The 20,964-nt window shown below is 65.5% G+C and carries 19 protein-coding genes; 10 read left to right on the top strand and 9 right to left on the bottom strand.

Annotation, left to right across the window (positions count from 1 at the left end; all coding sequences use genetic code 11):
- Positions 1 to 38: 38 nt before the first annotated feature.
- The 3 genes from ACZYZ7_RS07985 to ACZYZ7_RS07975 are packed head-to-tail and all read right to left on the bottom strand — an operon-like array spanning position 39 to position 2,781.
- A complete protein-coding gene (locus ACZYZ7_RS07985; protein ID WP_463740595.1) occupies positions 39 to 797 on the bottom strand; it encodes an SDR family NAD(P)-dependent oxidoreductase in 759 nt (252 codons plus the stop codon).
- Complete coding sequence (locus tag ACZYZ7_RS07980) at positions 794 to 2,062, bottom strand: YlbE family protein (protein ID WP_463740594.1); 1,269 nt, start codon at positions 2,060 to 2,062, stop codon at positions 794 to 796. Before ACZYZ7_RS07980 ends, ACZYZ7_RS07985 begins: the two co-directional genes overlap by 4 nt.
- Complete coding sequence (locus tag ACZYZ7_RS07975) at positions 2,059 to 2,781, bottom strand: SDR family NAD(P)-dependent oxidoreductase (RefSeq protein WP_450069633.1); 723 nt, start codon at positions 2,779 to 2,781, stop codon at positions 2,059 to 2,061. Before ACZYZ7_RS07975 ends, ACZYZ7_RS07980 begins: the two co-directional genes overlap by 4 nt.
- Positions 2,782 to 2,981: 200 nt before the next feature.
- Here ACZYZ7_RS07975 and ACZYZ7_RS07970 point away from each other — a divergent pair, with 200 nt between their 5' ends.
- Positions 2,982 to 3,725, top strand: a complete 744-nt coding sequence (locus ACZYZ7_RS07970) for a FadR/GntR family transcriptional regulator (RefSeq protein ID WP_135451665.1) — start codon at positions 2,982 to 2,984, stop codon at positions 3,723 to 3,725.
- A 15-nt stretch (positions 3,726 to 3,740) separates the two neighbouring features.
- Here ACZYZ7_RS07970 and ACZYZ7_RS07965 read toward each other — a convergent pair whose 3' ends face one another.
- Positions 3,741 to 5,303 carry an APC family permease gene (locus ACZYZ7_RS07965; protein WP_450069634.1) on the bottom strand — a complete coding sequence of 521 codons (1,563 nt, stop codon included), beginning with the start codon at positions 5,301 to 5,303 and terminating at the stop codon, positions 3,741 to 3,743.
- Between the two features lie 226 nt (positions 5,304 to 5,529).
- Between ACZYZ7_RS07965 and ACZYZ7_RS07960 the strand changes: the two genes are divergently transcribed.
- From ACZYZ7_RS07960 to ACZYZ7_RS07945, 4 genes are all read left to right on the top strand, one after another.
- Positions 5,530 to 6,276, top strand: a complete 747-nt coding sequence (locus ACZYZ7_RS07960; protein WP_450069635.1) for a gamma-glutamyl-gamma-aminobutyrate hydrolase family protein — start codon at positions 5,530 to 5,532, stop codon at positions 6,274 to 6,276.
- Between the two features lie 26 nt (positions 6,277 to 6,302).
- The gene (locus ACZYZ7_RS07955; protein ID WP_450069636.1) at positions 6,303 to 7,925 is read left to right on the top strand and encodes an AMP-binding protein; all 1,623 of its coding nucleotides are present in this window, start codon (positions 6,303 to 6,305) and stop codon (positions 7,923 to 7,925) included.
- 32 nt (positions 7,926 to 7,957) lie between these two features.
- Positions 7,958 to 9,043, top strand: coding sequence for an NADP-dependent oxidoreductase (locus tag ACZYZ7_RS07950; RefSeq protein ID WP_450069637.1), 1,086 nt, complete (start codon positions 7,958 to 7,960; stop codon positions 9,041 to 9,043).
- 65 nt (positions 9,044 to 9,108) lie between these two features.
- Complete coding sequence (locus ACZYZ7_RS07945; RefSeq protein ID WP_450069638.1) at positions 9,109 to 9,447, top strand: WhiB family transcriptional regulator; 339 nt, start codon at positions 9,109 to 9,111, stop codon at positions 9,445 to 9,447.
- A gap of 62 nt (positions 9,448 to 9,509) precedes the next feature.
- On the opposite strand, the gene ACZYZ7_RS07940 is transcribed toward ACZYZ7_RS07945, so the two are convergent.
- Positions 9,510 to 10,217 carry a GNAT family N-acetyltransferase gene (locus tag ACZYZ7_RS07940; RefSeq protein WP_450069639.1) on the bottom strand — a complete coding sequence of 236 codons (708 nt, stop codon included), beginning with the start codon at positions 10,215 to 10,217 and terminating at the stop codon, positions 9,510 to 9,512.
- A gap of 85 nt (positions 10,218 to 10,302) precedes the next feature.
- Positions 10,303 to 11,049 carry a helix-turn-helix domain-containing protein gene (locus ACZYZ7_RS07935; protein WP_450069640.1) on the bottom strand — a complete coding sequence of 249 codons (747 nt, stop codon included), beginning with the start codon at positions 11,047 to 11,049 and terminating at the stop codon, positions 10,303 to 10,305.
- Between the two features lie 64 nt (positions 11,050 to 11,113).
- Here ACZYZ7_RS07935 and ACZYZ7_RS07930 point away from each other — a divergent pair, with 64 nt between their 5' ends.
- The 4 genes from ACZYZ7_RS07930 to ACZYZ7_RS07915 all read left to right on the top strand — a co-directional run bounded on the left by ACZYZ7_RS07930 (position 11,114) and on the right by ACZYZ7_RS07915 (position 16,737).
- Positions 11,114 to 13,009: an alpha/beta hydrolase family protein gene (locus ACZYZ7_RS07930; protein WP_450069641.1), complete on the top strand. Its 1,896-nt coding sequence runs from the start codon at positions 11,114 to 11,116 to the stop codon at positions 13,007 to 13,009.
- On the top strand, positions 13,006 to 13,692 hold the full coding sequence (locus ACZYZ7_RS07925) for a DUF3159 domain-containing protein (protein ID WP_450069642.1): 687 nt from the start codon (positions 13,006 to 13,008) through the stop codon (positions 13,690 to 13,692). The genes ACZYZ7_RS07930 and ACZYZ7_RS07925 overlap by 4 nt, the downstream gene beginning before the upstream one ends.
- A 100-nt stretch (positions 13,693 to 13,792) precedes the next feature.
- Positions 13,793 to 15,709 (top strand): flavin-containing monooxygenase, encoded by a 1,917-nt coding sequence (locus tag ACZYZ7_RS07920; RefSeq protein ID WP_450069643.1) that lies wholly within the window; start codon positions 13,793 to 13,795, stop codon positions 15,707 to 15,709.
- A 2-nt stretch (positions 15,710 to 15,711) separates the two neighbouring features.
- Positions 15,712 to 16,737, top strand: a complete 1,026-nt coding sequence (locus ACZYZ7_RS07915) for an alcohol dehydrogenase catalytic domain-containing protein (protein WP_450069758.1) — start codon at positions 15,712 to 15,714, stop codon at positions 16,735 to 16,737.
- Between the two features lie 169 nt (positions 16,738 to 16,906).
- On the opposite strand, the gene ACZYZ7_RS07910 is transcribed toward ACZYZ7_RS07915, so the two are convergent.
- A complete protein-coding gene (locus ACZYZ7_RS07910; RefSeq protein ID WP_450069644.1) occupies positions 16,907 to 17,350 on the bottom strand; it encodes a MarR family winged helix-turn-helix transcriptional regulator in 444 nt (147 codons plus the stop codon).
- A 113-nt stretch (positions 17,351 to 17,463) separates the two neighbouring features.
- Between ACZYZ7_RS07910 and ACZYZ7_RS07905 the strand changes: the two genes are divergently transcribed.
- Complete coding sequence (locus ACZYZ7_RS07905) at positions 17,464 to 17,883, top strand: organic hydroperoxide resistance protein (RefSeq protein WP_135451656.1); 420 nt, start codon at positions 17,464 to 17,466, stop codon at positions 17,881 to 17,883.
- A gap of 89 nt (positions 17,884 to 17,972) precedes the next feature.
- On the opposite strand, the gene ACZYZ7_RS07900 is transcribed toward ACZYZ7_RS07905, so the two are convergent.
- On the bottom strand, positions 17,973 to 19,316 hold the full coding sequence (locus ACZYZ7_RS07900) for an APC family permease (RefSeq protein ID WP_450069645.1): 1,344 nt from the start codon (positions 19,314 to 19,316) through the stop codon (positions 17,973 to 17,975).
- Between the two features lie 14 nt (positions 19,317 to 19,330).
- Entirely contained in the window at positions 19,331 to 20,956 is a 1,626-nt protein-coding gene (locus tag ACZYZ7_RS07895; protein WP_450069646.1) for an amidohydrolase, read from the bottom strand.
- Between the last annotated feature and the right edge of the window lie 8 nt (positions 20,957 to 20,964).

The raw sequence follows: 20,964 nt of genomic DNA, 5'->3' as shown, positions 1-20,964 counted from the left end.
GGATTGGTGCTTCCTTTCTGTTCTGGTGTCGGCACGGCTCAAGTCAGTGCCAGTCCCCCATCGACACACAGCTCGGTGCCGGTGATGTAGGAGGCCTGGTCGCTGAGGAGAAAGCCGACGGCGGAGGCGATTTCAGCGGGCTGAGCCCACCTTCCGGCCACCGTTCGTGTCGACAACTGGGGTGGGAGCGTCGAGGTGTCCCCGTGCTCTGCGGCCATCGGGGTGGCCACGAATCCCGGGGCGATGCTGTTGACCCGGATATGTGGGCCCAGCGCTCTGGCTGCGGTGCGGGTCAACATCGCAAGCGCGGCCTTCGACGCCGCGTAATGCGGATTGGGGTCTGGATTGGTCAGCGCGATGACCCGGCTGGCCTCCATCGAGGTGATATTGACGATGGCGGCCGGGTCCCCGGCTGCCAGCAGCTGCGTGCTCGCATCGATCACGTTGTAGGCACCGACCAGGTTGACGTCCAGAACCGACCGCCACTGATCGGCGTCGACGCCACGAAACCCGGTGTGCGCCGGGATACCGGCGCAGTTGACCAGATAGTTCAGCCGCCCCTCCGGAAAGGCTCGCCACAGCGCCGCTCGCACCGCTGCGGCGTCGCGCACGTCGACCGCTTCCCTCACCACAAGCGTGTCTGCGGACGCCGGCTGCGGCTCCCGCAGATCCATTGCCAGCGTTCGGATTCCGGCGCGCGCGAGCAGGTCGACCGTGGCGGCGCCGATGCCCGATGCGGCGCCGGTGACCACGGCGTGCCCGCCGCTGTAGGTCAACGTCGTTGATCTCACGTTCATGAGGCACCGAACCTGCGTGTGTGCTCGGCCATGGCGTCGGCGAAGCATTCCCGTGGCGCGCGGATCACCCCGGCGCCGATCTGGCCGCCGTCGCGCCCGGCCAGCCCGACGTCCATCACCGGCAGCACCCCGGTATCGAGCACCTTGCGCGCGTCGATCCCGGTCGGGGTGCCCCGGAACGAGAACACCGGGATCCGGTAGCTGCTGTTGTCCCCGTGGGTGATGGCATACATCTCACGGTTGCGTTCGATCATCACCTCGGGGGAACCGCCCTGGTACTCCTGCAGCGACAGTGCGCAGGCCTGAGCGAATCCACCCAGCCCGATGGTCTCGGTGATCGGCGATTCCCCACCCATCCACGTGATCTCGTCTTCGGTGTGGCCGTCGAACAGCTTGCCCTGATGAATCGGCGGCGGGCCCTCGAACCAGGTGTCGCCCAATCCGGCCAGCTTGATCGCGAAACCGCGGCAGGAAAACGCCATCGCCGAGACCAGGGTGGAACCGGGCACCGCCATGGCGTCCGCGGAGGCCTTGGCCGCTGCCATCGACAACCGCAGGAAGAAGTAGTCGTTCTCGGCCAGGTGCAGCATGGTCTCGCGCACCCCGGCGACCTTCTGGTCGACCATGTCCAGCACGGCGGGCAGGATCTCCCGGTTGAACAGGATCGAGGCGGCCGCGTTGCGGCTGTGCACCTCATCGCCCATCCGCAGCGCCCGGGCGATCAGCGGTTTGAGCGCTATACCGCCCCGGCGGCGGATCGCGTCGCCGACCACCGGGGCCAGCACCTCGTTGACGTGACGAAGCCGGTCGCGCACCCCGTCGTCGTAGCAACCGTAATTGAGCCGCCGGGGTTCCTTGCCCTCGTAGAAGTTGCAGAAACCCAGATTGCCGTGGGTCCGGTTCACCACCACGAACACCGGCATGGACGCGGTGTAGATGCCGGCCAGCGAACCGACCGCGGCGTAGTCGTGACACGCCCCCACTTCGATCACCCCGGTGTCGAACTTGGCGATGGCGTCCTCGCGATCGGTGGCCAGCCCCTCGAACAGGGCGCCACCGATCAGGGCCTCGCGCTGCCCGCCGGTATAGGCCGACCACGGCATCGGTGCACCCGAGGTCAGCACCAGGTTGTCGCGAAAGCCGGGCAGTACCTCCCGGGCCGGCGCCACGTCGATCACCCAGGGATCGGCGGCATCCAGGCGGGCGAACGCCTCGGCGTTGGCGGCGTCCACGTCCACGGTGGTGGTGTCGAGTTCGGTGCTCACCAGGCCACCACGCCGCCGTCGACCAGCAGGGTCTGGGCGGTGATGAAGGAGGCCCGCGGGGACAGCATGAACTCGACCGCCTCGGCCACCTCCTCGGGTTCCCCGATGCGCTTGAGCATCGCGTAACCCGCGCTGACCTCCTCACCGCCAGACACCCGCGCCATCGACGGGCTCATCGGGGCGCGGATCACCCCCGGGGCGATGTTGTTGACCCGGATTCCCCGCGGAGCCAGCTCCTCGGCCAGGTAACGCGTGTAGGCGGCGATGCCGGCTTTGGTGGCGCCGTACACGGAGGCCCCGCGGAACCGGCCGAAGTGGCCCGTCAGGCTGCCGATGTTGACGATCGCGCTGCCCCGGGTCAGCAGCGGGGCCACCACATCGGTCACCCGGGCCATCCCGGCGATGTTCACCTGGAACATCAACTCCAGCTTCGCCTCATCAAGCTCACCGAGAAACGAATCACGCAGGATGCCAGCGCAATTCACCAAACCGGCCACCGTCTCACCATCGGCGATCACCGAACCCACCGCCTCAGCCACACTGCCACGGTCGGAAACATCCATCGCCACCGTGCCAATCTGTTCAGAGCCTAACTCTGTGCCCTGCAATGCATTAGGAACGTCCGCCGCGATCGGCTGGTAGCCACTCTCGACCAGTCGCCGACAGATTGCGCGGCCGATGACACCGGCTCCGCCGGTGACGATGACCTTGTCTCCCATCTCATCTCCTCTCTAGATGCGCTCGGGGTTGGGGATCAGTCTGCGCTTTAAACAGCTAAAGGTCAACTCTTTAGCCCTTATCGCTCGGACCTACCGAAGAGAGCAGCCCGCAACGATGTGGTCCATTGAGTAGTTCAAATGCGGTTTTGCCGCATGCCGTCGGATAAAGTCGAGGTAGAAGACAGAAAGGAGGCCCGGAGATGACAAGCCCGGTAGGCATAGAACTGACCCGCGTACGGCAGATCCCCGCCCACGAACTGGTCGTTGAGCAGATCCGCCGAGCCTTGGAACTCGGCCGGTTCAAGCCGGGCGACAAGCTTCCGGCCGAACGTGAACTGACAGAGATGCTCGACGTCTCCCGCACCGTGCTACGTGCGGCAATGACCATTCTCGACCGGGAAGGCCTGGTCTCTGTGCGCCGCGGACGCAATGGCGGTGTTACCGCCCTGGCGCCGCGCCGGGACGACGCTGCCGCCCGGCGGGCGTTGCGCGAGAATCGCGCCTCACTGGGCAATGCTTTCGACTACCGCGTTGTGGTCGAATCTGGCGCGGCCCGACTGGCCGCCCAACGGCGCCGAGCCGCCGATGTCACCCAGCTGCGCAAGATGCTGGCCGCTATGGACGCACATATCGCCCGGGCACAGGGGGACGACGATTCACCGCATCTGGTCACCGAGTGGCAATCACTGGACTCGGCCTTTCACCTCAAAATTGCCGAATCCTGCCGCAACGAGTACTTCTTCGATGCAGTCGTCCAAGCCCGTCGGGCGATGTGGCTGCCGGTCGGTGCGATCTTCCACCACATCGAACCGAACGCCAACGACTACCACGATGTGATTGTCGACGCGATCGAGGATCGCGATGAGGACCGCGCCGCCGCCATGATGACCGAGCACATCAACTCGACGCGCCACACCCTCGAATCGTGGTTGCGCCGGCGCTAGTCAGCGCTATCCGTCTCACTCGGTCGCGAGCACGATCGGCCGGTCCCTGACCCCGCCGTCCCGGTCGCCGGCGGCATCGTCGTCGTCGAACACTGTCCTGCCGATGCGCTCGTACACCAGCGGCTTTGCATTACGCAGGTACCAGGCGACTCCCATGGAGCCGAGCAGGAGTGCCACCACGATCCATGGAATCGCCTTGAACAGTGGCGATTCGGCGGCGGCTCCCGCCGCGGTGGCCATATTGGTGGCCATCAGGTAGATCACGAACATCATGCCGAGCCCACCGATGATCGGGGATAGTAGGGTCCGCCACCAGCTGGCCGTCTCGGGATGCTGTTTCTTGACGTGGAAGTAGACCACGGTCGAGATCGAGCACATGGTCTGCACGACCAGCAGACACAGTGTGGCCAGGATCGCCACCAGAGTGAACAAGATCAGGTAAGGATCTGACTTCGTCGCGATGGCGATGACCAGCAACAACGCCGTGAACGTCGACTGTACAAGCGAGGCGATCCACGGTGAGCCGTGCCGCGGATGCGCAGCCCCGAGTTTGCGCCACAGCAGACGATCACGGCCGAAGGCGAACAAGTATCGACTGGCCGCATTGTGGATGGCCAGCGCGCACGCGAAGGTGCCGCCGAGCACCAGCAGCTCGAAAACCGTCACCGCCCAACTGCCGACATACTCGCGCGCCGGCGTGTACAACAGCTCGAATGGGCTATCCCCCGAGGCGAGTTCGATCGATCGCGCCGGGCCGCTGGCGCTGATCACTGCCCACGCGATGAACGTGTAGAACACGCCGATCCCGATGACAGCGATCAGCGTGGCCCTCGGCACGACGCGCTTGGGATCGGTGGATTCCTCGCCGTAGATCGCGGCAGCCTCGAAGCCCACCCAAGACCAAAACGCCATCAGCAACCCCAGTCCGACGGCACCGTCGATTACCCCGTTGGCATGCAGCGCCGCAGTAGGCACAAGCGACCCCCATTCGGGTCCGCTACCCCGCACCAGGCCGCATACAGCGGTGACGGTCAGGATGGCAACCTCGGCGATCAATGCGACCCCAAGAACTTTGGCAGCCAACGACACGTCTTTATGGGATAGCAACGCGATGGCCACTACCGCGATGAAGCCGAACCACCACCACGGGATGTCCACGGACAGAAACCGGGAGGCTGCCTGATGCGCGAATGCGGAGAATACGCCGATGACACCCGCCTCCATGATCATGTAGACGAACATCGACATCACACCGGCAGCCAGACCAGGGATGCGCGACCACCCCCGCGAGACGAACGTGTAGAACGCGCCGGCAGCCGTGATGTGCCGAGCCAGCGCCACGAAGCCGACGCTGAAGATGGTCAGCACCACGGTGGCGATGATGAAGCCGGCCGGCGCCCCCGCCCCGTTGCCGAAGCCCACCGCAACCGGAAGGTTGGCTGTCATCGCGGAGATGGGTGCAGAGAAGGCCACCACCATGAACACCACCCCGACCACGCCGATGGCGCCGCGTTTCAGTGTGTGGGGACTTTCGTCCTGCGAACCCGTTGTCTCCGAGCGGTTCTTGCCTCTGTTCACATCGACCCCTTCTCCGCGTCGCTGATGCATTTGGGTTAAAGAGATGCTCATTAGACCATAAAGGTGACGGATTGCACATGGCCGCGGCGAAGCGACCTGCGGCACATCTCCCACCTGCGTCACTTAAAGAGCTATTGACTAGTCCTTTAGCTGTTATCTATCGTCACACCGTGATCGCGCTCTACATCCGCGACGAACACCCGGCCGTTGCCAGGAAGGAACCGCAGTGATCGATCTTCGCCAGCCCGCTGTAGCCGTAACGATGGATTTTCAGGTGCTCCAGCACTATCACCATTGGCGGGCAATGCTGGGCGGCATCGTGGCCGCCGGCGCCGCGCCGCTGACCATCGACTGCCGGCACCCGCGGACCGATCTTGAACATCTCATCGGAATGGTCGACGGGTTGGTCTTACTCGGCGGTCCCGATGTCAATCCTGAACTGTACGGCGGCACCAGCACCGACCCGCTGATCAAGCCCGGGCCACGCGCTTTGGACGACAACGAGGTCACCGCACTCGAAATCGCACTGCGCCGGGGTATTCCAGTACTGGCGGTGTGCCGCGGCGCGCAACTGACCAACGTCGCTCTCGGCGGCACACTGTTCGCTGACCTGGCCCGCGACCGGCCAGGTTCAATGGTGCACCGCACCACTGCCGCCCACCTCGACGGCGCCGCGCACACCGTGGACATCCAGCCCGATACGTTGTTGGCCTCTTGGCTCGGCACAGCGGGTAGCGTCCCGGTCAACAGCTACCACCATCAGGGTTTCGACGCCCTCGCCCCGAGTGTTCGCCCGTCCGCCACGGCCGAGGACGGACTTGTCGAGGCGTTCGAGATCGCGGTCGCCAGGTTGGTCGCGGTCCAGTGGCATCCGGAAATCCTCTGGCCCACCGACGAACCCTCCGCGAGGCTGATCCGCGGTTTCGTCGGCAGCTGCACAGACCGATCCCCCGCAGCGGGCGCACGGTGTTGAGCCCGAGCAGAAAGGAACAGAACAAGATGACCGGCCTCGACAGCGCGCTGAGCCCGTTGCGGTTCCTCGATCGCTCCGCCGCAGTGTTCCCAGACAAAGTGGCCGTGATCGATGGCGATCGACGCCTCACCTATTCCGACCTCGCCGCGCACGTGACTCGACTGGCGCACGCGGTGCGGGCTTCCGGTATACAGCCGGGCGAACGGATCGCGTACCTGGCTACCAACTCCGCCGAGATGCTTGCCGCCCACTTCGCAATTCCACTGGCCGGCAATGTTCTCGTCGCGGTCAACACGCGGCTGGCACCACCGGAGATCCAGTACATCTGCGACCATTCGGAGGTCGCGATGCTGATCGCCGACGGCGCTCAGCTACAACGAATCCAGCTGCGTCCGGACGACTTCCGCACCGTGAACGAGATTGTCGAGTTGCCCGACGCCGATGGCGCCGACCCCCACAGCTGGGCGGCCACTCCTTACTCGACGTTGCTGGACCGAGGTAGTGACGAGCCGCTTCGGTGGCAGGTGCCCGATGAAACCGCCACCATCACTATCAACTACACCTCCGGCACCACCGGCCGCCCCAAAGGGGTCATGTACACCCACCGCGGCGCCTACCTCAACGCACTGAACCAGGTCGTGCACAACGGCTTCAATGCCGACACCCGGTACCTGTGGACACTGCCGATGTTCCATTGCAACGGTTGGTGTCACCCCTGGGCGGTCACCGCGTCCGGCGGAACGCACGTGAGCCTGCGGGCGGTGCGTGCCGACGCGATGTGGCAAGCGATCGACGGGCACGGCGTCACCCACCTCAGTGGTGCGCCGATCGTCCTCAGCACCTTGACCAACGCATCCGAAGCCCACCAGCTGCGCCACGGCCTCACCATCACTACGGCCGGGGCGCCGCCGAGCCCGGACACCATCGAAGCGGTGCGCTCCCTGGGTGCGACGGTCAAACACGTCTACGGACTCACCGAAACCTACGGCCCCTACTCGATCTGCGAAATGCAATCCGACTGGCACACATTGGGTTCCGAGGAGTTGTCGGCCCGGCTGGCCCGCCAGGGCGTCGGCATGCTCTGTTCGGAGGACATGCGGGTGGTACGCGCGACGTCGGCTCCCGGAGAGCCGCTCGTCGATGTGCGCCCTGACGGAAGCGAGATGGGCGAGATCGTCATGCGCGGCAATATCGTCATGAAGGGCTACCACCAGGAACCCGAACTCACCGAGAAAGCCTTCGCCGGTGGCTGGTTTCATTCCGGTGACCTCGGCGTCCGCCATCCCGACGGGTACGTCCAGCTGTTCGATCGGGCCAAAGACGTCATCATCTCCGGCGGCGAGAACATCTCCTCGGTCGAGGTCGAGCAGGCATTGATGTCGCATCCCGCAGTGCTCGACGTCGCCGTCGTCGGCGTACCGGACGCGACCTGGGGCGAACGGCCCAAGGCATTCGTCGTCACCGTCCCGCACGCTCAGGTCAAGCCCACCGAACTGATCGAACACATCAAGACCCGATTGGCCGCCTACAAAGCACCCCGCGACATCCAGATCGTCCCCGAGATACCGAAGACCTCAACGGGCAAGACACTCAAGACCACACTGCGCGCCAACGAATGGGGCGACGCCGCTGCCAAGATCCGCGGCTAGCCCAAACGCCACTCCAAACAAAGGACTCCTTCATGACTTTCCTGCAGAACCGCCGCATGTTGCTGACCACCCGCCCGGTGTGGACCCTGAAGCAATCCGATTTCACTGTCGACACCACACCGGTGCCCTCGCCCAGCCCCGGCCAACTCGTCGTCAAGGTGCTCTGGTTGGCATTCGATCCCGCCCAGCGCGGATGGATGAACGACGGGCCGTCCTATGCTCCCCCGGTCGCACTCGGCGACGTCATGCGCGGACATGCGGTCGGCGAAGTCGTCGACAGCGCCGACGCCGGGTTCCCCGTTGGCACCCTGGTGCACGGCAACTTCGGCTGGCAGGACTACGCGGTGTGCATCCCCGCGGCCGGCACCATCGGGACCCTCGAGCACGTGGGCGGCAACACGGGCGCACTGCCCAAAGCACATAAGGTCCCAGAGGGCATCTCCCCCACGGCGGCGCTCGGCGTGCTGGGCACAACCGGCCTCACCGCCTACTTCGGCACGATCGAGATCGGCCAAATCCGGCCCGGAGATGTCGTGCTCGTGTCCGGCGCCGCCGGTGCGACCGGATCGGTTGCCGGTCAGATCGCGCGACTGGCCGGTGCCCGCACGATCGGACTCGCGGGCGGGCCGGACAAGGCCCGATGGCTCACCGAAACGGCCAGGTTCGACGCCGCGATCGATTACAAGAGCGAGGATGTCGCCGGCCGTGTCGCCGAGCTGGCACCTCGCGGAGTAAACCTGTTCTACGACAACGTTGCCGGCAAGATCCTGGAGGCCGGGATCCGCAACATCGCCCAGCGGGGCCGGGTTGTGCTGTGCGGAGGCATATCCAGCGGCTACTCCGACGAAGCTACCGCGTACGGCCCGACCAACCTGTCAACCATCACAGTGCGCAGCGCCAGCATGGCGGGGTTCATCGTCACCGACTTCCTGGACCGGTTCGACGAAGCTGCCGATCGACTCACCGCATGGATCCGCGCCGGGGACATCGTCTGGGCAGAGGACGTCCAGAAGGGCACTGTCGACGACGCCGTCGGCGCCCTCAATCGCCTGTTCGACGGCAAGAACTTCGGCAAGCAGATCCTGCAGATCGCCGAGCCCACCGGAGGGAACTTCTAACAGTGGTGCTCGCCGGCATTCCCGGCCCGGACTGTCGGCGGCACGCACGCTCCTGAGGAGTTCTTGTGAACGGATACAGAGCAATCGACCTCACGAACACGCCCGCTCGCTCGCAGCGTGTCATCACTGAGCATTGGCAAGAATCTGCGAACTGCCGGAGCGCCGACCCCGATACGTTCTTCCATCCGGACGGCGAACGGGGCGATGCCCGGCGGCATCGGAATCTACTGGCCAAGCAGATCTGCACGAGTTGCTCGGTGAAACGCGACTGTCTCGATTTTGCGCTGGCATCTCGCGAAGGTTTCGGTATCTGGGGCGGAATGTCAGAGGACGAACGTACGGACGTTCTATTGGGTGCCAACATGCGCCCTCGCGGCCGAGGGCTGCACGTCGACCGCAGCTGATCGCCCGCACGGCGATCGCACTCAGCGATCGCGGCGACGCCGACTCGCGGTGTCTTTCACGGTCAACCGAGGTCGGGTGTCAGGCTCCAGAGTTCGCCGATGCGTGGTAGTCCCAGACGTTCGGCAACCCGCTGTGAGGACAGGTTGTCCATAGAAGTGCTGTAGTAGAGGCGTGGAACTCGTTGCGCGCATTGAGTCGCCCATGCGGCAACCACTGACGCTGCCAGACCACGCCCCCGCATGCCGGGCATCGTCCACACGCCCGCCTCAGCACCTTTCATAGACCATCGTGCCGTCTCACAGACAGCCAACACCTGATCGCCATCGGTTGCCGCTGCCCAAGGAAACCCGTTATCCAGCAACCGTTCCCAGTCAGCCTTCGCGCCCCAGTCCGCCGCAATCCGCAACCGGTACGCATCGGTGCCACGGGTGCTGATCAAACGGACCCCGGCCGGCGCCGCGATGCCAACCGGCCGGGAACAGTCGTAGCACACGCTGACTTCCCAGCTGTGCGGGCCGCCCACGGGCACCAACGCAGAATGCAATCTGTCCAACAGCGATGAGAAGGGGCCGTCGCCCAGATCCGCCGCCGCTGCCCGCACTGCTTGTTCAGCGCCTGGCGGAAGGGTGGGAGAGACTTGAATGCGCCAGTCTCTACCGGCGCGGGCGATCACCGCAGAAGGCATCGGCTCGGCGCCCACACTACGGGAGCCCCAAATCACCTCGATCTCGGCAACCAGAGCATTCAACTCAGCACTCTCGTCTGACACCGCCAAAAACTATCCACGAATTAGGCGGCCTGTCCAAGGAATAACGCCGGTCAGAGCCAAGGAAGGTGTCTTGCGCGAGCCGACTTCAGCTCTCCTCCAACTGTATTCGGCTGGTACGGAGGATATCTGCGGCCCGTTGTAGGACGTCCAGTTGCGCCGGGTTGTATAGCTCCGCCATTGCGGCATCGATCGCCCGGTCGGCGAACCGTGCTCCGCGCGGGGCGTCAGACCGGGAGTCGAGCAGTCCAGGGTGAGCCTGCGTTATCGCCCAGATGTAGGGGGCGAGGCGTGCGGCGAGATCCAGGCGCGTCGTGTCATCGGCGTCGGCGGGGAGGTCGTCGAATTCGGAGGCCACGGGATCGTTGGTTGTGTCTTTGATCAGGTCCGCATGGACCCGCAAACCCTGTGGGCCCAGAACCCGGCTCAGCACGACGACCATTGAGCGGTCGGCGTCGGTCATCTCGGCGACCGCGGCAGCAGGAACGAAATCGGCCGGAAGATCGGTCGGCGCCGACTGTTCCAGCAGCCGGCCGACTTCGTCACGGGCACGCTGCAGCCGCTCCATGGTGGCGGCGAGTTCGGCGTCGAGGTTGCGTAGGGCCTGCTCGGGGTGATCGTCGGAATCGCCCATCGCGGCGATCTGAGGAAGTGAGAACCCGAGATCGGTGAGCCGTTTTATGCGCACCAGCCGGACGAGATGCGCAACACCGTACTGCTTGTAGCCGTTGGCCCGGCGCTCGGGCTCGGGAAGCAGACCGACGTCGTGGTAGTGCCGCACCGCCCGCAGGCTGGTGCCCGCGAGGTCGGCGATTTCACGTGTACTCCAGGCCATAGCCCCATTCTTCGTGATGTCGTCAGCTTGACTATGCCGTTACGTCCGGGTGTGCGATGCAGTCATGCCATCACCTGAGCTCATATCTGTCGACGACTTTTTCAAGCCGCCTGCCCGAGCGCAGGCCGCGATCTCACCGGACGGCACCCGTGTCGCGTACCTGGCGCCGTGGAAAGACCGCCTCAATGTCTGGATCGCCGCCGTGGACTCCCACGCGGAGTTCGGCACCGACGCGGTGCGGGTGAGCGCCGACGAGACTCGCAGCATCCTGAATTTCGAGTGGACCGAGGACTCGCGCTGGCTGCTCTACCTCCAGGACACCGGCGGCGACGAAAACTGGCACATCTTCCGGGCCGACCCGCAGAACCCCAGCGAGCCCGCCGTCGACCTCACCCCATTCCCCGGGGCGATGTCAGTATTCGAACTCCTCGCCGACCCCGGCAAGGCGATGGTGTACTCCAACAAGCGCACGCCCACACTGGTGGACGTCTACGAGATGGACATCGCCACCGGTGAACTCACCCTCGTAGCCGAGAACCCGGGCACGGTGTCCGGCTGGCCCACCAGCCACAGCGGCAAATTATTCGCCACCGCACTGACTTCCGAAGGTGACGTCGAACTGCTGCAATGGGAGACGAGCACGCGGACATTGCGGTCCATCGTCACGTTCGACGGTGCGGACTACACCATGGGCCTGTTCCCCATCACCGTCACTGCCGACGGCACCGGGATCTGGATCGGCTCCAACGACGGCACCGACCGCACCCGGATCGTGCGGGTGGACGTGATCACCGGCGAGCAGACACATGTGGACAGCCATCCCGCCTACGACGTCGACCCTCGGGCCTGCGTCTACCGGGAGATGCCACAGCCCTTGATCCTCGACCGGCACAGCCGCGATCTGATCGGCGTCCGGTATCTCGGTGAGCGGCAGGTGATTCAGGCGCTCGACCCCCAGTTCGCCGCCGTCCTGGAGAACCTCGAGAAGCTGTCCGACGGTGACCTGAACGCGGTCAGCTCCGATCTCAGCGGCCAGCGCTGGGTGGTCAACTTCACCCACGACCGCGAACCGGGCCTCACCTACTTCTACGACCACGGCACCGGCGAAAGTCGGCTGCTGTTCGGATCGCATCCGCATCTCAGGGCCGAGGACATGGCACCGATGAAGCCGGTGACCATCCGCTCCCGTGACGGGCTGACGCTGCACGGGTACCTCACACTGCCCGTCGGCGTGGAGCCGAAGAACCTACCGACGGTGCTGCTGGTGCACGGCGGACCGTGGGTACGCGACAGCTGGATGTTCATCCCGGCCGTCCAATTGCTCGCCAACCGCGGATACGCGGTGCTGCAGGTCAACTTTCGCGGCTCGGCGGGCTACGGCAAGTCCTTCACCAAGGCCGCCGTCGGCGAGTTCGCCGGCAAGATGCACGACGACCTGATCGACGGGGTGGACTGGGCTGTAGATCAGGGCTACGCCGACCCCGAACGGGTAGCTATTTTCGGCGGCTCCTACGGCGGCTACGCCACCCTGGTCGGCGTCACGTTCACCCCGCACGTCTTCGCCGCGGCCATCGACTACGTCGGCATCTCCGATCTGTCCAACTTCATGCGGACCCTGCCCGTGATCGCGCGACCGCACCTGGCCAACAATTGGCACCTGTTCGTCGGCAATCCGGACGATCCCGAGCAGGAGGCCGACATGCTGGCCCGCTCCCCGATCACGAAGGTCGATCAGATCCGCACCCCACTGCTCGTCATCCAGGGCGCCAACGACGTGCGCGTAGTGCAGGCCGAATCGGACAACCTCGTCGAGGCTCTTCGGGCGCGAGGTGCCGACGTGGAGTACATGGTCAAAGACGACGAAGGGCACGGATTCGTCAATCCGGGCAATGTGATCGACATGTTCAAGACCGTCGACCGCTTCCTGGGCGCGCACCTCGGTGATGGAAGGCGAGCGTGACTGACGAACTGGTGGAAGGACATTCACCGACGTTGCTCGAACGCATGGGCGGGGTGTCCGGGCTGGTGTACGCCAGCCTGCCCACGTTTGCCTACGTCATCGTGAACGCGATCGCAGGCCTGGACGCGGCGGTCGTGATATCCGTCGGCGCGAGCGCCGGTCTGATCGTGCTCCGCCTGTTGCGTAAGCAGCCCATCCAGCCGGCGGTATCGGGGCTGCTCGGGGTCGTGGTAGCCGCGCTGATCGCCTACTACACCGGGTCCGCCGAAGACTACTTCCTGCCCGGAATCTGGCTCAGCCTGGTGATGGCGGCCGTGTTCTCCGTATCCCTGTTGGTGCGGCGCCCCTTGGTCGGAGTGATGTGGAACCTGCTGCGTAGCGCCGGGCCCGATCCGTCATGGCGTTCCGATACCGTCGCGCTGCGCGCGTTCGACGTCGCCACGCTGGCATTCGTGACGTTGTTCTCCGCGCGATTCGTTGTGCAGCAATGGCTTTACGACGGTGGTTTCACCGGCTGGCTGGCGATTGCCCGGATCGCCATGGGATATCCACTGCTCGGCGCGGTATCTGTGGTGGTTTATTGGGCGGTCCGCCGCGCGAACCGGCGGATCGACCCAGATATCGACCGGCACAGCACCGGGACCGATGCGAGCGGCTCGCCCGAGCCCGCCGCTCGCCCCTGAGGCGTCAAGTTGAGAATTCCGACACGGAAATTGAGGACCTAACAAACCACCGAGAACCACCCCTTGTCACATAACGCTACGGCGCGTAGCGTAACGGCGCGTGACCCGGAGTTTCCACGTCGGCCAGCCGTTCACCACGCCCGATGCCGACATCGCGGTGGCGTTAGAGCAGGTCAGCATCCCGACGCTGCTGCTCTCGCTCGTGCACATCACCGGCGACCCGCGCTACATCCGCGAGTTCAAACAGGCCGGACTGTTCCTCAACGAGGTCCAGGGCTTCATGAGCGAGGAGGACAAGGCGCGGGTCCGTGAGATCGCATTGCCGGTGGTCGCCGACTACCGCGACCGCGGCTGCCCGGTCCCCGCCCCGCTGTCCGCCGAGCTGGTCAGGGAGATGCTGGACTGGGCCGCCTGCGAGCCGGTCGACGACGACAACCTGCCGCTGATGCTGGAGGAACTCGACCTCGAGGGTGTCGATCCGCGTCGGCCGGCCACGCTGGAGAACACCGACGGTTTCCGCGTCGTCGTGATCGGCTGCGGAGAGTCCGGCGTGCTGGCCGGGGTCCGCCTCAAGCAGGCCGACATCGACTTCACGATCGTGGAGAAGAACGCCGGCCCGGGCGGAACCTGGTGGGAGAACAGCTATCCCGGCGCCCGCGTCGACGTGGCCAACCACTTCTACTGTTACAGCTTCGAACCCAGCAACCACTGGGATCACTTCTTCGCCGAGCAGCCCGAACTGCGCCAGTACTTCCGCGACGTGGTGGACCGCCACCACCTGGAGCCCCACATCCGGTGGAACACCGAGGTGGTCTCGGCCGTGTGGGACGGCAAGATGTGGAACGTCACGGTGCGCTCGGCGGCCGGCACCGAGACGCTGCGGGCCAACGCCGTCATCACCGCCGTCGGCCAGCTCAACCGGCCCCAGATCCCCGACTTCCCCGGCGCGGAAACCTTTGCGGGACCGGCCTTTCACTCCGCGGCGTGGGACCACGACGTCGACGTCACCGGCAAGCGGGTCGCCCTGATCGGGGCCGGCGCCAGCGGCTTCCAGATCGCCCCGGCCATCGCCGACAAGGTCGAGCACCTCACGGTCTTCCAGCGCACCGCGCAGTGGATGTTCCCCAACCCGATGTACCACGAGCCCGTCGCGGACGGGGTGCGCTGGGCAATGGAGCACCTGCCGTATTACGGCCGGTGGTACCGCTTCCTGCTGCTGTGGCCCGGGGCCGACAAGGGCCTGGACGCCGCACGGGTGGACCCGGACTACGACGACCAGGGCAACGCGGTCAGCGAGATCAACGCCATCGCCCGCATCATGTTCACCGACTGGATCACCACCCAGGTCGGCGACGACCCCGAACTGCTGGCCAAGGCGCTGCCCGACTACCCGGCCACCGGCAAGCGCACGCTGCAGGACAACGGCAGCTGGTTAGGCACCCTCAAACGCGACAACGTGGACCTGATCCGCACCCCGATCGAACGCATCACCCCGACCGGGATCGTCATGGCCGACGGCCAGACCCACGACGTCGATATCATCGTGTACGCCACCGGTTTTCGTGCCACCGACGTGCTGTTCCCGATGGCCATCACCGGCCGCGACGGGGTCGACCTGCACGACGTGTGGGGTCAGCGTCCGTACGCCTACCGCGGCATCACGGTGCCCGGCTTCCCCAACTTCTTCATGACCTACGGCCCGGGTACACACCTCGCGCACGGTGGCAGCCTGATCCTCAACTCCGAACTGCAGATGCGGTACATCAACAAGTGCCTGGAGCACCTCATCACCGAGGGCCTGCAGACCATGGAACCGCTGCCCGAACCGACGAAGGAATGGCACCGCCGCTCCCAGGAGGCGATCCGCCAAACCGTGTGGGCGCAGCCCTCGGTCAAACACTCGTACTTCAAGAATGCCGACGGGGAGATCCACACCGTCAGCCCGTGGCGGCTGAGCGAATACCGCTCTGCCGTCAACGAACCCATCTGGTCAGACTTCACAGTGCAGGAGGCATGAGTATGCGTGCGGTCGTCGTCGACAGCGCCGGGAAGATCCACGTCGAGACCCGGCCGGACCCGGTCCTGCCCGGTCCCGACGGGGCCATCGTCAAGGTCGAGTCCGCCTCGATCTGCGGATCGGACCTGCACTTCCTGGAAGGCCATTACCCCATCGCCGACCCGGTGTCCGTCGGACATGAGGCGGTCGGCACGATCGTCGAAATCGGGCCGGACGTCACCGGATTCGCGGTGGGTGACCGGGTGCTGGTGTCCTCGGTGGCCGGATGCGGGCACTGCAGCGGCTGCGCGACCCACGACCCGATCCGCTGCGTGCAGGGCCCGCAGATCTTCGGCACCGGGTTCCTCGGCGGCGCCCAGGCCGAACTTCTCGCAGTGCCGGCCGCGAACTTCCAGCTACTGAAGATGCCGGAGGGCATCACCACCGAACAGGCCCTGTTGCTGACCGACAACCTGGCCACCGGCTGGGCGGCGGCCAAACGCGCCGACATCCCCATGGGTGGATCGGTCGCGGTGATCGGTCTGGGCGCGGTCGGCATGTGCGCCCTGCGCAGCGCCATCACCCTCGGTGCGGCAAAGGTCTTCGCCGTCGACCCGGTGGAGGCCAGGCGCGACCGTGCGGCGGCTTCGGGTGCGATCACGTTCGCCCCGCCCTCGGCGCAGGCGATCCGGGAGGCCACCGGTGGGCTCGGCGTGGACTCCGTCATCGACGCGGTGGGCATGGACGCCTCGATCAACGACGCCATCGACGCGGTCCGTGCCGGCGGCACGGTGTCCATCGTCGGCGTGCACGATCTGCAGCCGTACCCGATGCCCGCGCTGGGCTGCCTCCTGCGCAGCCTGACCATCCGGCTGACCACCGCACCGGTGCAGCAGACCTGGCCGGAGCTGATCCCGCTGCTGCAGGCAGGCCGGCTCAACGTCGACGGGATCTTCACCACCACGATGTCGCTGGACGACGCCGCCGAGGGCTATGCCAAGGCGTTCTCCCGCTCGGGTGAAGATCTGAAGGTGCAGCTCAAGCCGTAGCGGCAGCGGTTGGTCAGCCATCACCGGCCGCGAGCGTGGCACGTATGCACGAAAACCGTGGCAAACGCGTGCAGGAACGCCACAGTCGGCCTCTCGGCCCCAGCGTGGCCGCCGCCGTCGTCGCGCATTCCACGACTCCGGTGTTGGTCGTGCCCGAGGAGCACAGCTGTCAGACGCTGTCCTGAAGGTACTTACGGAGGTTGTCCCGGAGCGTGGACACGGCACGCTGCATGGTCTTGAGTTCGTCCAATGACAGACCGGTCGCCGCCACGAGATCCATCTCGAAAGCCTGCGCGCGGAGTTCGCGACCGGCATCGGTGAGGCTGACGATCACCTGACGCTCGTCGCTGGGATCACGTTGCCGTGTCACGTATCCCAGCGCCTCGAGCTTCTTCAGGATGGGCGTCAACGTGTTGGACTCCAGGAACAGCTTCTCGCCCAGGCTGCCCACGGTCTGGTGGTCCTGCTCCGAGAGCGCGACGATCGCGATGTACTGCGTGTAGGTGATGCCCCTGGCATCCAGGATCGGCTTGTAGGCCTTGCCGTACGCGAGGTTGGCCGAGTAGACGGCAAAGCACAGGAAATCGGAGAGCTGCGGAGTCTCGGGTGCCATGCCCAAAATTATATCGGATCCGATTCAATCGGATGGGATGGAATGTGGAGCATCCGGCGTTCATCTCTAACGCATCCGATTGCATCGGCCCATCCACACGAAGGAGAACCGCAGTGACCACTGAGACCGACAACGTCCTCTACACCGCACAGACCCACACCACCGGCGGGCGGCAGGGCGAGTCCTACAGCTCCGACGGCAACCTCGACATCCAGCTCACCCCGCCGGGCGGCACCGGCACCGGCACCAACCCCGAGCAGTTGTTCGCGGCCGGCTGGTCGGCGTGCTTCCTGAGCGCCATGGGCTTGACCGCGGGCAAGCACAACGTGAAGCTGCCCGCCGAGACCGCGGTGGACGCGGAGGTAGACCTGCTCAACACCGACGGGGCGTTCTCACTGCGGGCCCGGCTCAACGTCACCATCCCGGGCGTCGATCGAGAGGTCGCCCAGGCCATCGCCGATGACGCGCACCAGGTCTGCCCCTACTCGAAGGCGACCCGCGGCAACATCGACGTCACCATCAGCGTGGCCTGACCCCAGTAGCTCAACGACTGGCCACTTGTGACACGCCTTTTGCGGCATGGCGTGCCACAAGTGGCCACTCGGCGAACCAAACCGAACAGCTACTCCTTCATGTCCAGCACCGGCGTCGGCCGCCGGAAACCACGGGTAACCCCGGCCAGCCACACGAATCCCACTGCCAACCAGCACAACCCGACGATCAGCGTCATCCCGGACAAACTCGTCCACAGCCACACGGTCAGCAGGAAACCGATCAGTGGCAGGACGAGCTTGCTGATCACCTGGAGGCCATCGCGTTCCTGCCGGTCGACGAAGTAATGCTTGATGACCGACAGGTTGACCACCGAGAATGCCACCAGCGCACCAAAACTGATCAGCGAGGCCAGCGTGGCCAGGGAGATGACGGTCGCCAGTAGCGATACGACCGACACCGCCAGGATCGCGTACACCGGGGTGGCGAACCGCGGCGAGACGAAACCGAAGACCGGGCGCGGCAGGATGCCGTCGCGTCCCATCGCATACAGGATTCGGGCCACCGAGGCCTGCGACGTGATGGCGGATCCGAGCGCACCGGCGACATAGGCCGCGGTGAAGAAGGTCTGCAGGAACTGCCCGCCCGCGGTCAGCATCAAGTCCAGGGATCCGGACTCGACATCGGCGAACTGGTTGGAGGGGAACACCAGCTGCCCGAGATAAGACAGCACGACGAAGATCACGCCCGACACCAGCGTTGCGATCATGATCGCCTGCGGCACAGATCGTCTGGGTTCCTTTGCCTCCTCTGACAGCGTCGAAACCGCGTCGAAGCCCAGGAACGACAGGCACAGGATCGCCGCGCCGGCCAGCACCGGGCTGAATCCGGTCGTGCTCCCGTCACCGTGGATCGGTGCCATCAGATCGAGCGCGCCCAGGCTCAACACCTTGGAGGTGGCCAGCACCAGGAACGTCACGATGAAGATCGCCTGCACCGCGATGATGACGAAGTTCGCCCGGGCCACCGACACGATGCCGACGACATTCAGCACCGTCACGACCGCGATGGACAGCACGACGAACACCCAGGACGGGATCGCGGGCAGTGCGGCGTGCAGATAGATCCCGATCACCAGGTAGTTGATCATCGGCAGGAACAGGTAATCCAGCAGAAGCGACCACCCGGCGAGAAAACCGACCGGGGCGCCGAATGACTTCTGCGAGTAGGTGTATGCCGATCCAGCGACCGGGTAGGCGACCGCCATCATCGCGTACGACCGGGCGGTGAACACCATGGCCGCCAGCGTCACCAGATAGGCGACCGACAACCTGCCGCCGGTGGTCTGGGTGACGATGCCGTAGGTGGTGAACACCGTGAGCGGCACCATGTACACCAGACCGAACAGCACCAACGACGGCAGCCCCAGAGCACGGCGCAGCCGCCCCTCGGTCGCTTCAGCCACATCGGACATGCCAGTTCCTCTCATTACTCGGCCGAATAGACCTGCGTGCCCTGCAGATACGTGGCGCGCACCTTCAGCGCCGGAAGCTCGGATGGTGGGAGGTACCTCGGATCGCGGTCCAGCCACACCAGATCAGCACTCGAGCCGGGAACGATGCGGCCCCAATTCTCTTCCGCGAAAGCCTGATACGCCACGGCAGTGGTGTACGACGACAGCGCGTGCTCGATCGGAAGGACCTCTTCCGGGGTCCAACCGCCCGCCGGTTCCCCCTCGGACGTGCACCGCGAGACCGCGACGGCAACACCGTCCAGCGGCGCACCCGAGGACACCGGCCAGTCCGATCCGAACGCCAGCGCCGCACCCGAACTCTCCAGTGTGCGCATCCGGTACTGCCGATCTGCCCGCTGCGATCCCAGCCGGGGAATCGTGAGCACCGTCATCAGGGCATCCATCTGCGCCCACAGCGGCTGCATGTTGGGGATGACGCCCAGCTCGGCGAAGCGGCCCAGGTCGGCGTCGTCCACCAGCTGAGCATGGGCGATCACCGGCCGCCGGTCCCGCGGACCATTGTGCCGCGCAACGTATTCGATGGCATCCAGCGCCTGTCGGACCGCGGCATCGCCGATGGCGTGGATGTGGATCTGCAGACCCAGGTCATCGACCCTCTTGGCCGCCTCCGCCAGCGCGTTGCCCTCCCACAACTGCATGCCGTGGGAGTGCAGTCCCGAGCAGTACGGTTCCAGCAGCGCACCGGTCTCGTTCTCCACCACGCCGTCGGCGAAGAACTTCACGGTCTGCGCGGTCAGCAGCGGTGAGCCCGCCGCCTGGACCCGGTCCCTGGCCGCGGCGTATTGCGTTACCTGAGTATCGAAGTGGCGCGGGTCGGCGTAGAACGCCAGGTTGAATCGCATCCGCAGGGCGCCCTGCCGGACGGCTGCGAGGTAGGTGTCCAGCTCTGCCGGCTCTACCCAGGCGTCCTGAACCCACGTCACGCCGCGCGCCAGGTAGTAGTCGGCGGCCGTGCCCAATGCCGCGACCCCGACGGCCTCGTCACGGGCCGGCATGACCGCGGTGATCAGGTCGGTGGCGCCCCATTCGCGCAACGTGCCCAGCGGCGAGCCGTCCTCACGGCGCGGAATCTCACCGAGTATCGGTTCTGGAGAGTCCGCAGTGATGCCGGCGCGTTGCAACGCAACCGAATTGACCCAGAAGGTGTGGTAGTCCCAGGCGCGCAACACCACGGGCCGGTCCGGGACGGCGGCGTCGAGCCATCGCGCGTCGAACAAGCCGTCGGGGGCAAGGCTACCGTCGTACGAAGCGCCGACAATCCACTCCTGATCGGGATTCGCGTCTGCGAATTCTTTTACCGCCGATACAATTTCGTCGACCGACCGGCAGGGCCGGACCGCGGGGCCCGCGGACTCCAAACCGCCGAACAGCGGATGTGCATGGCCGTCACCGAACGACGGCATCAGGAAGCCGCCCTCCAGGTCGATCTTCCGATCGGCCGCCGACGCCAACGCGTCGTCACCCACTGCCTGCACCACTCCATCGGCGACCAGCAGCGCATCGGTGGTCGCCGTGGGTGTCCAGATCGCACCGCCGTGGAAGAGCGTCGCAGCCTTGTCGGGCACGGAGAATGAAGTCACAAACTGGT

It is taken from the genome of Mycobacterium sp. IDUB_17, from assembly GCF_055419465.1.
This window is presented reverse-complemented; position numbering and strand designations above follow the sequence as displayed.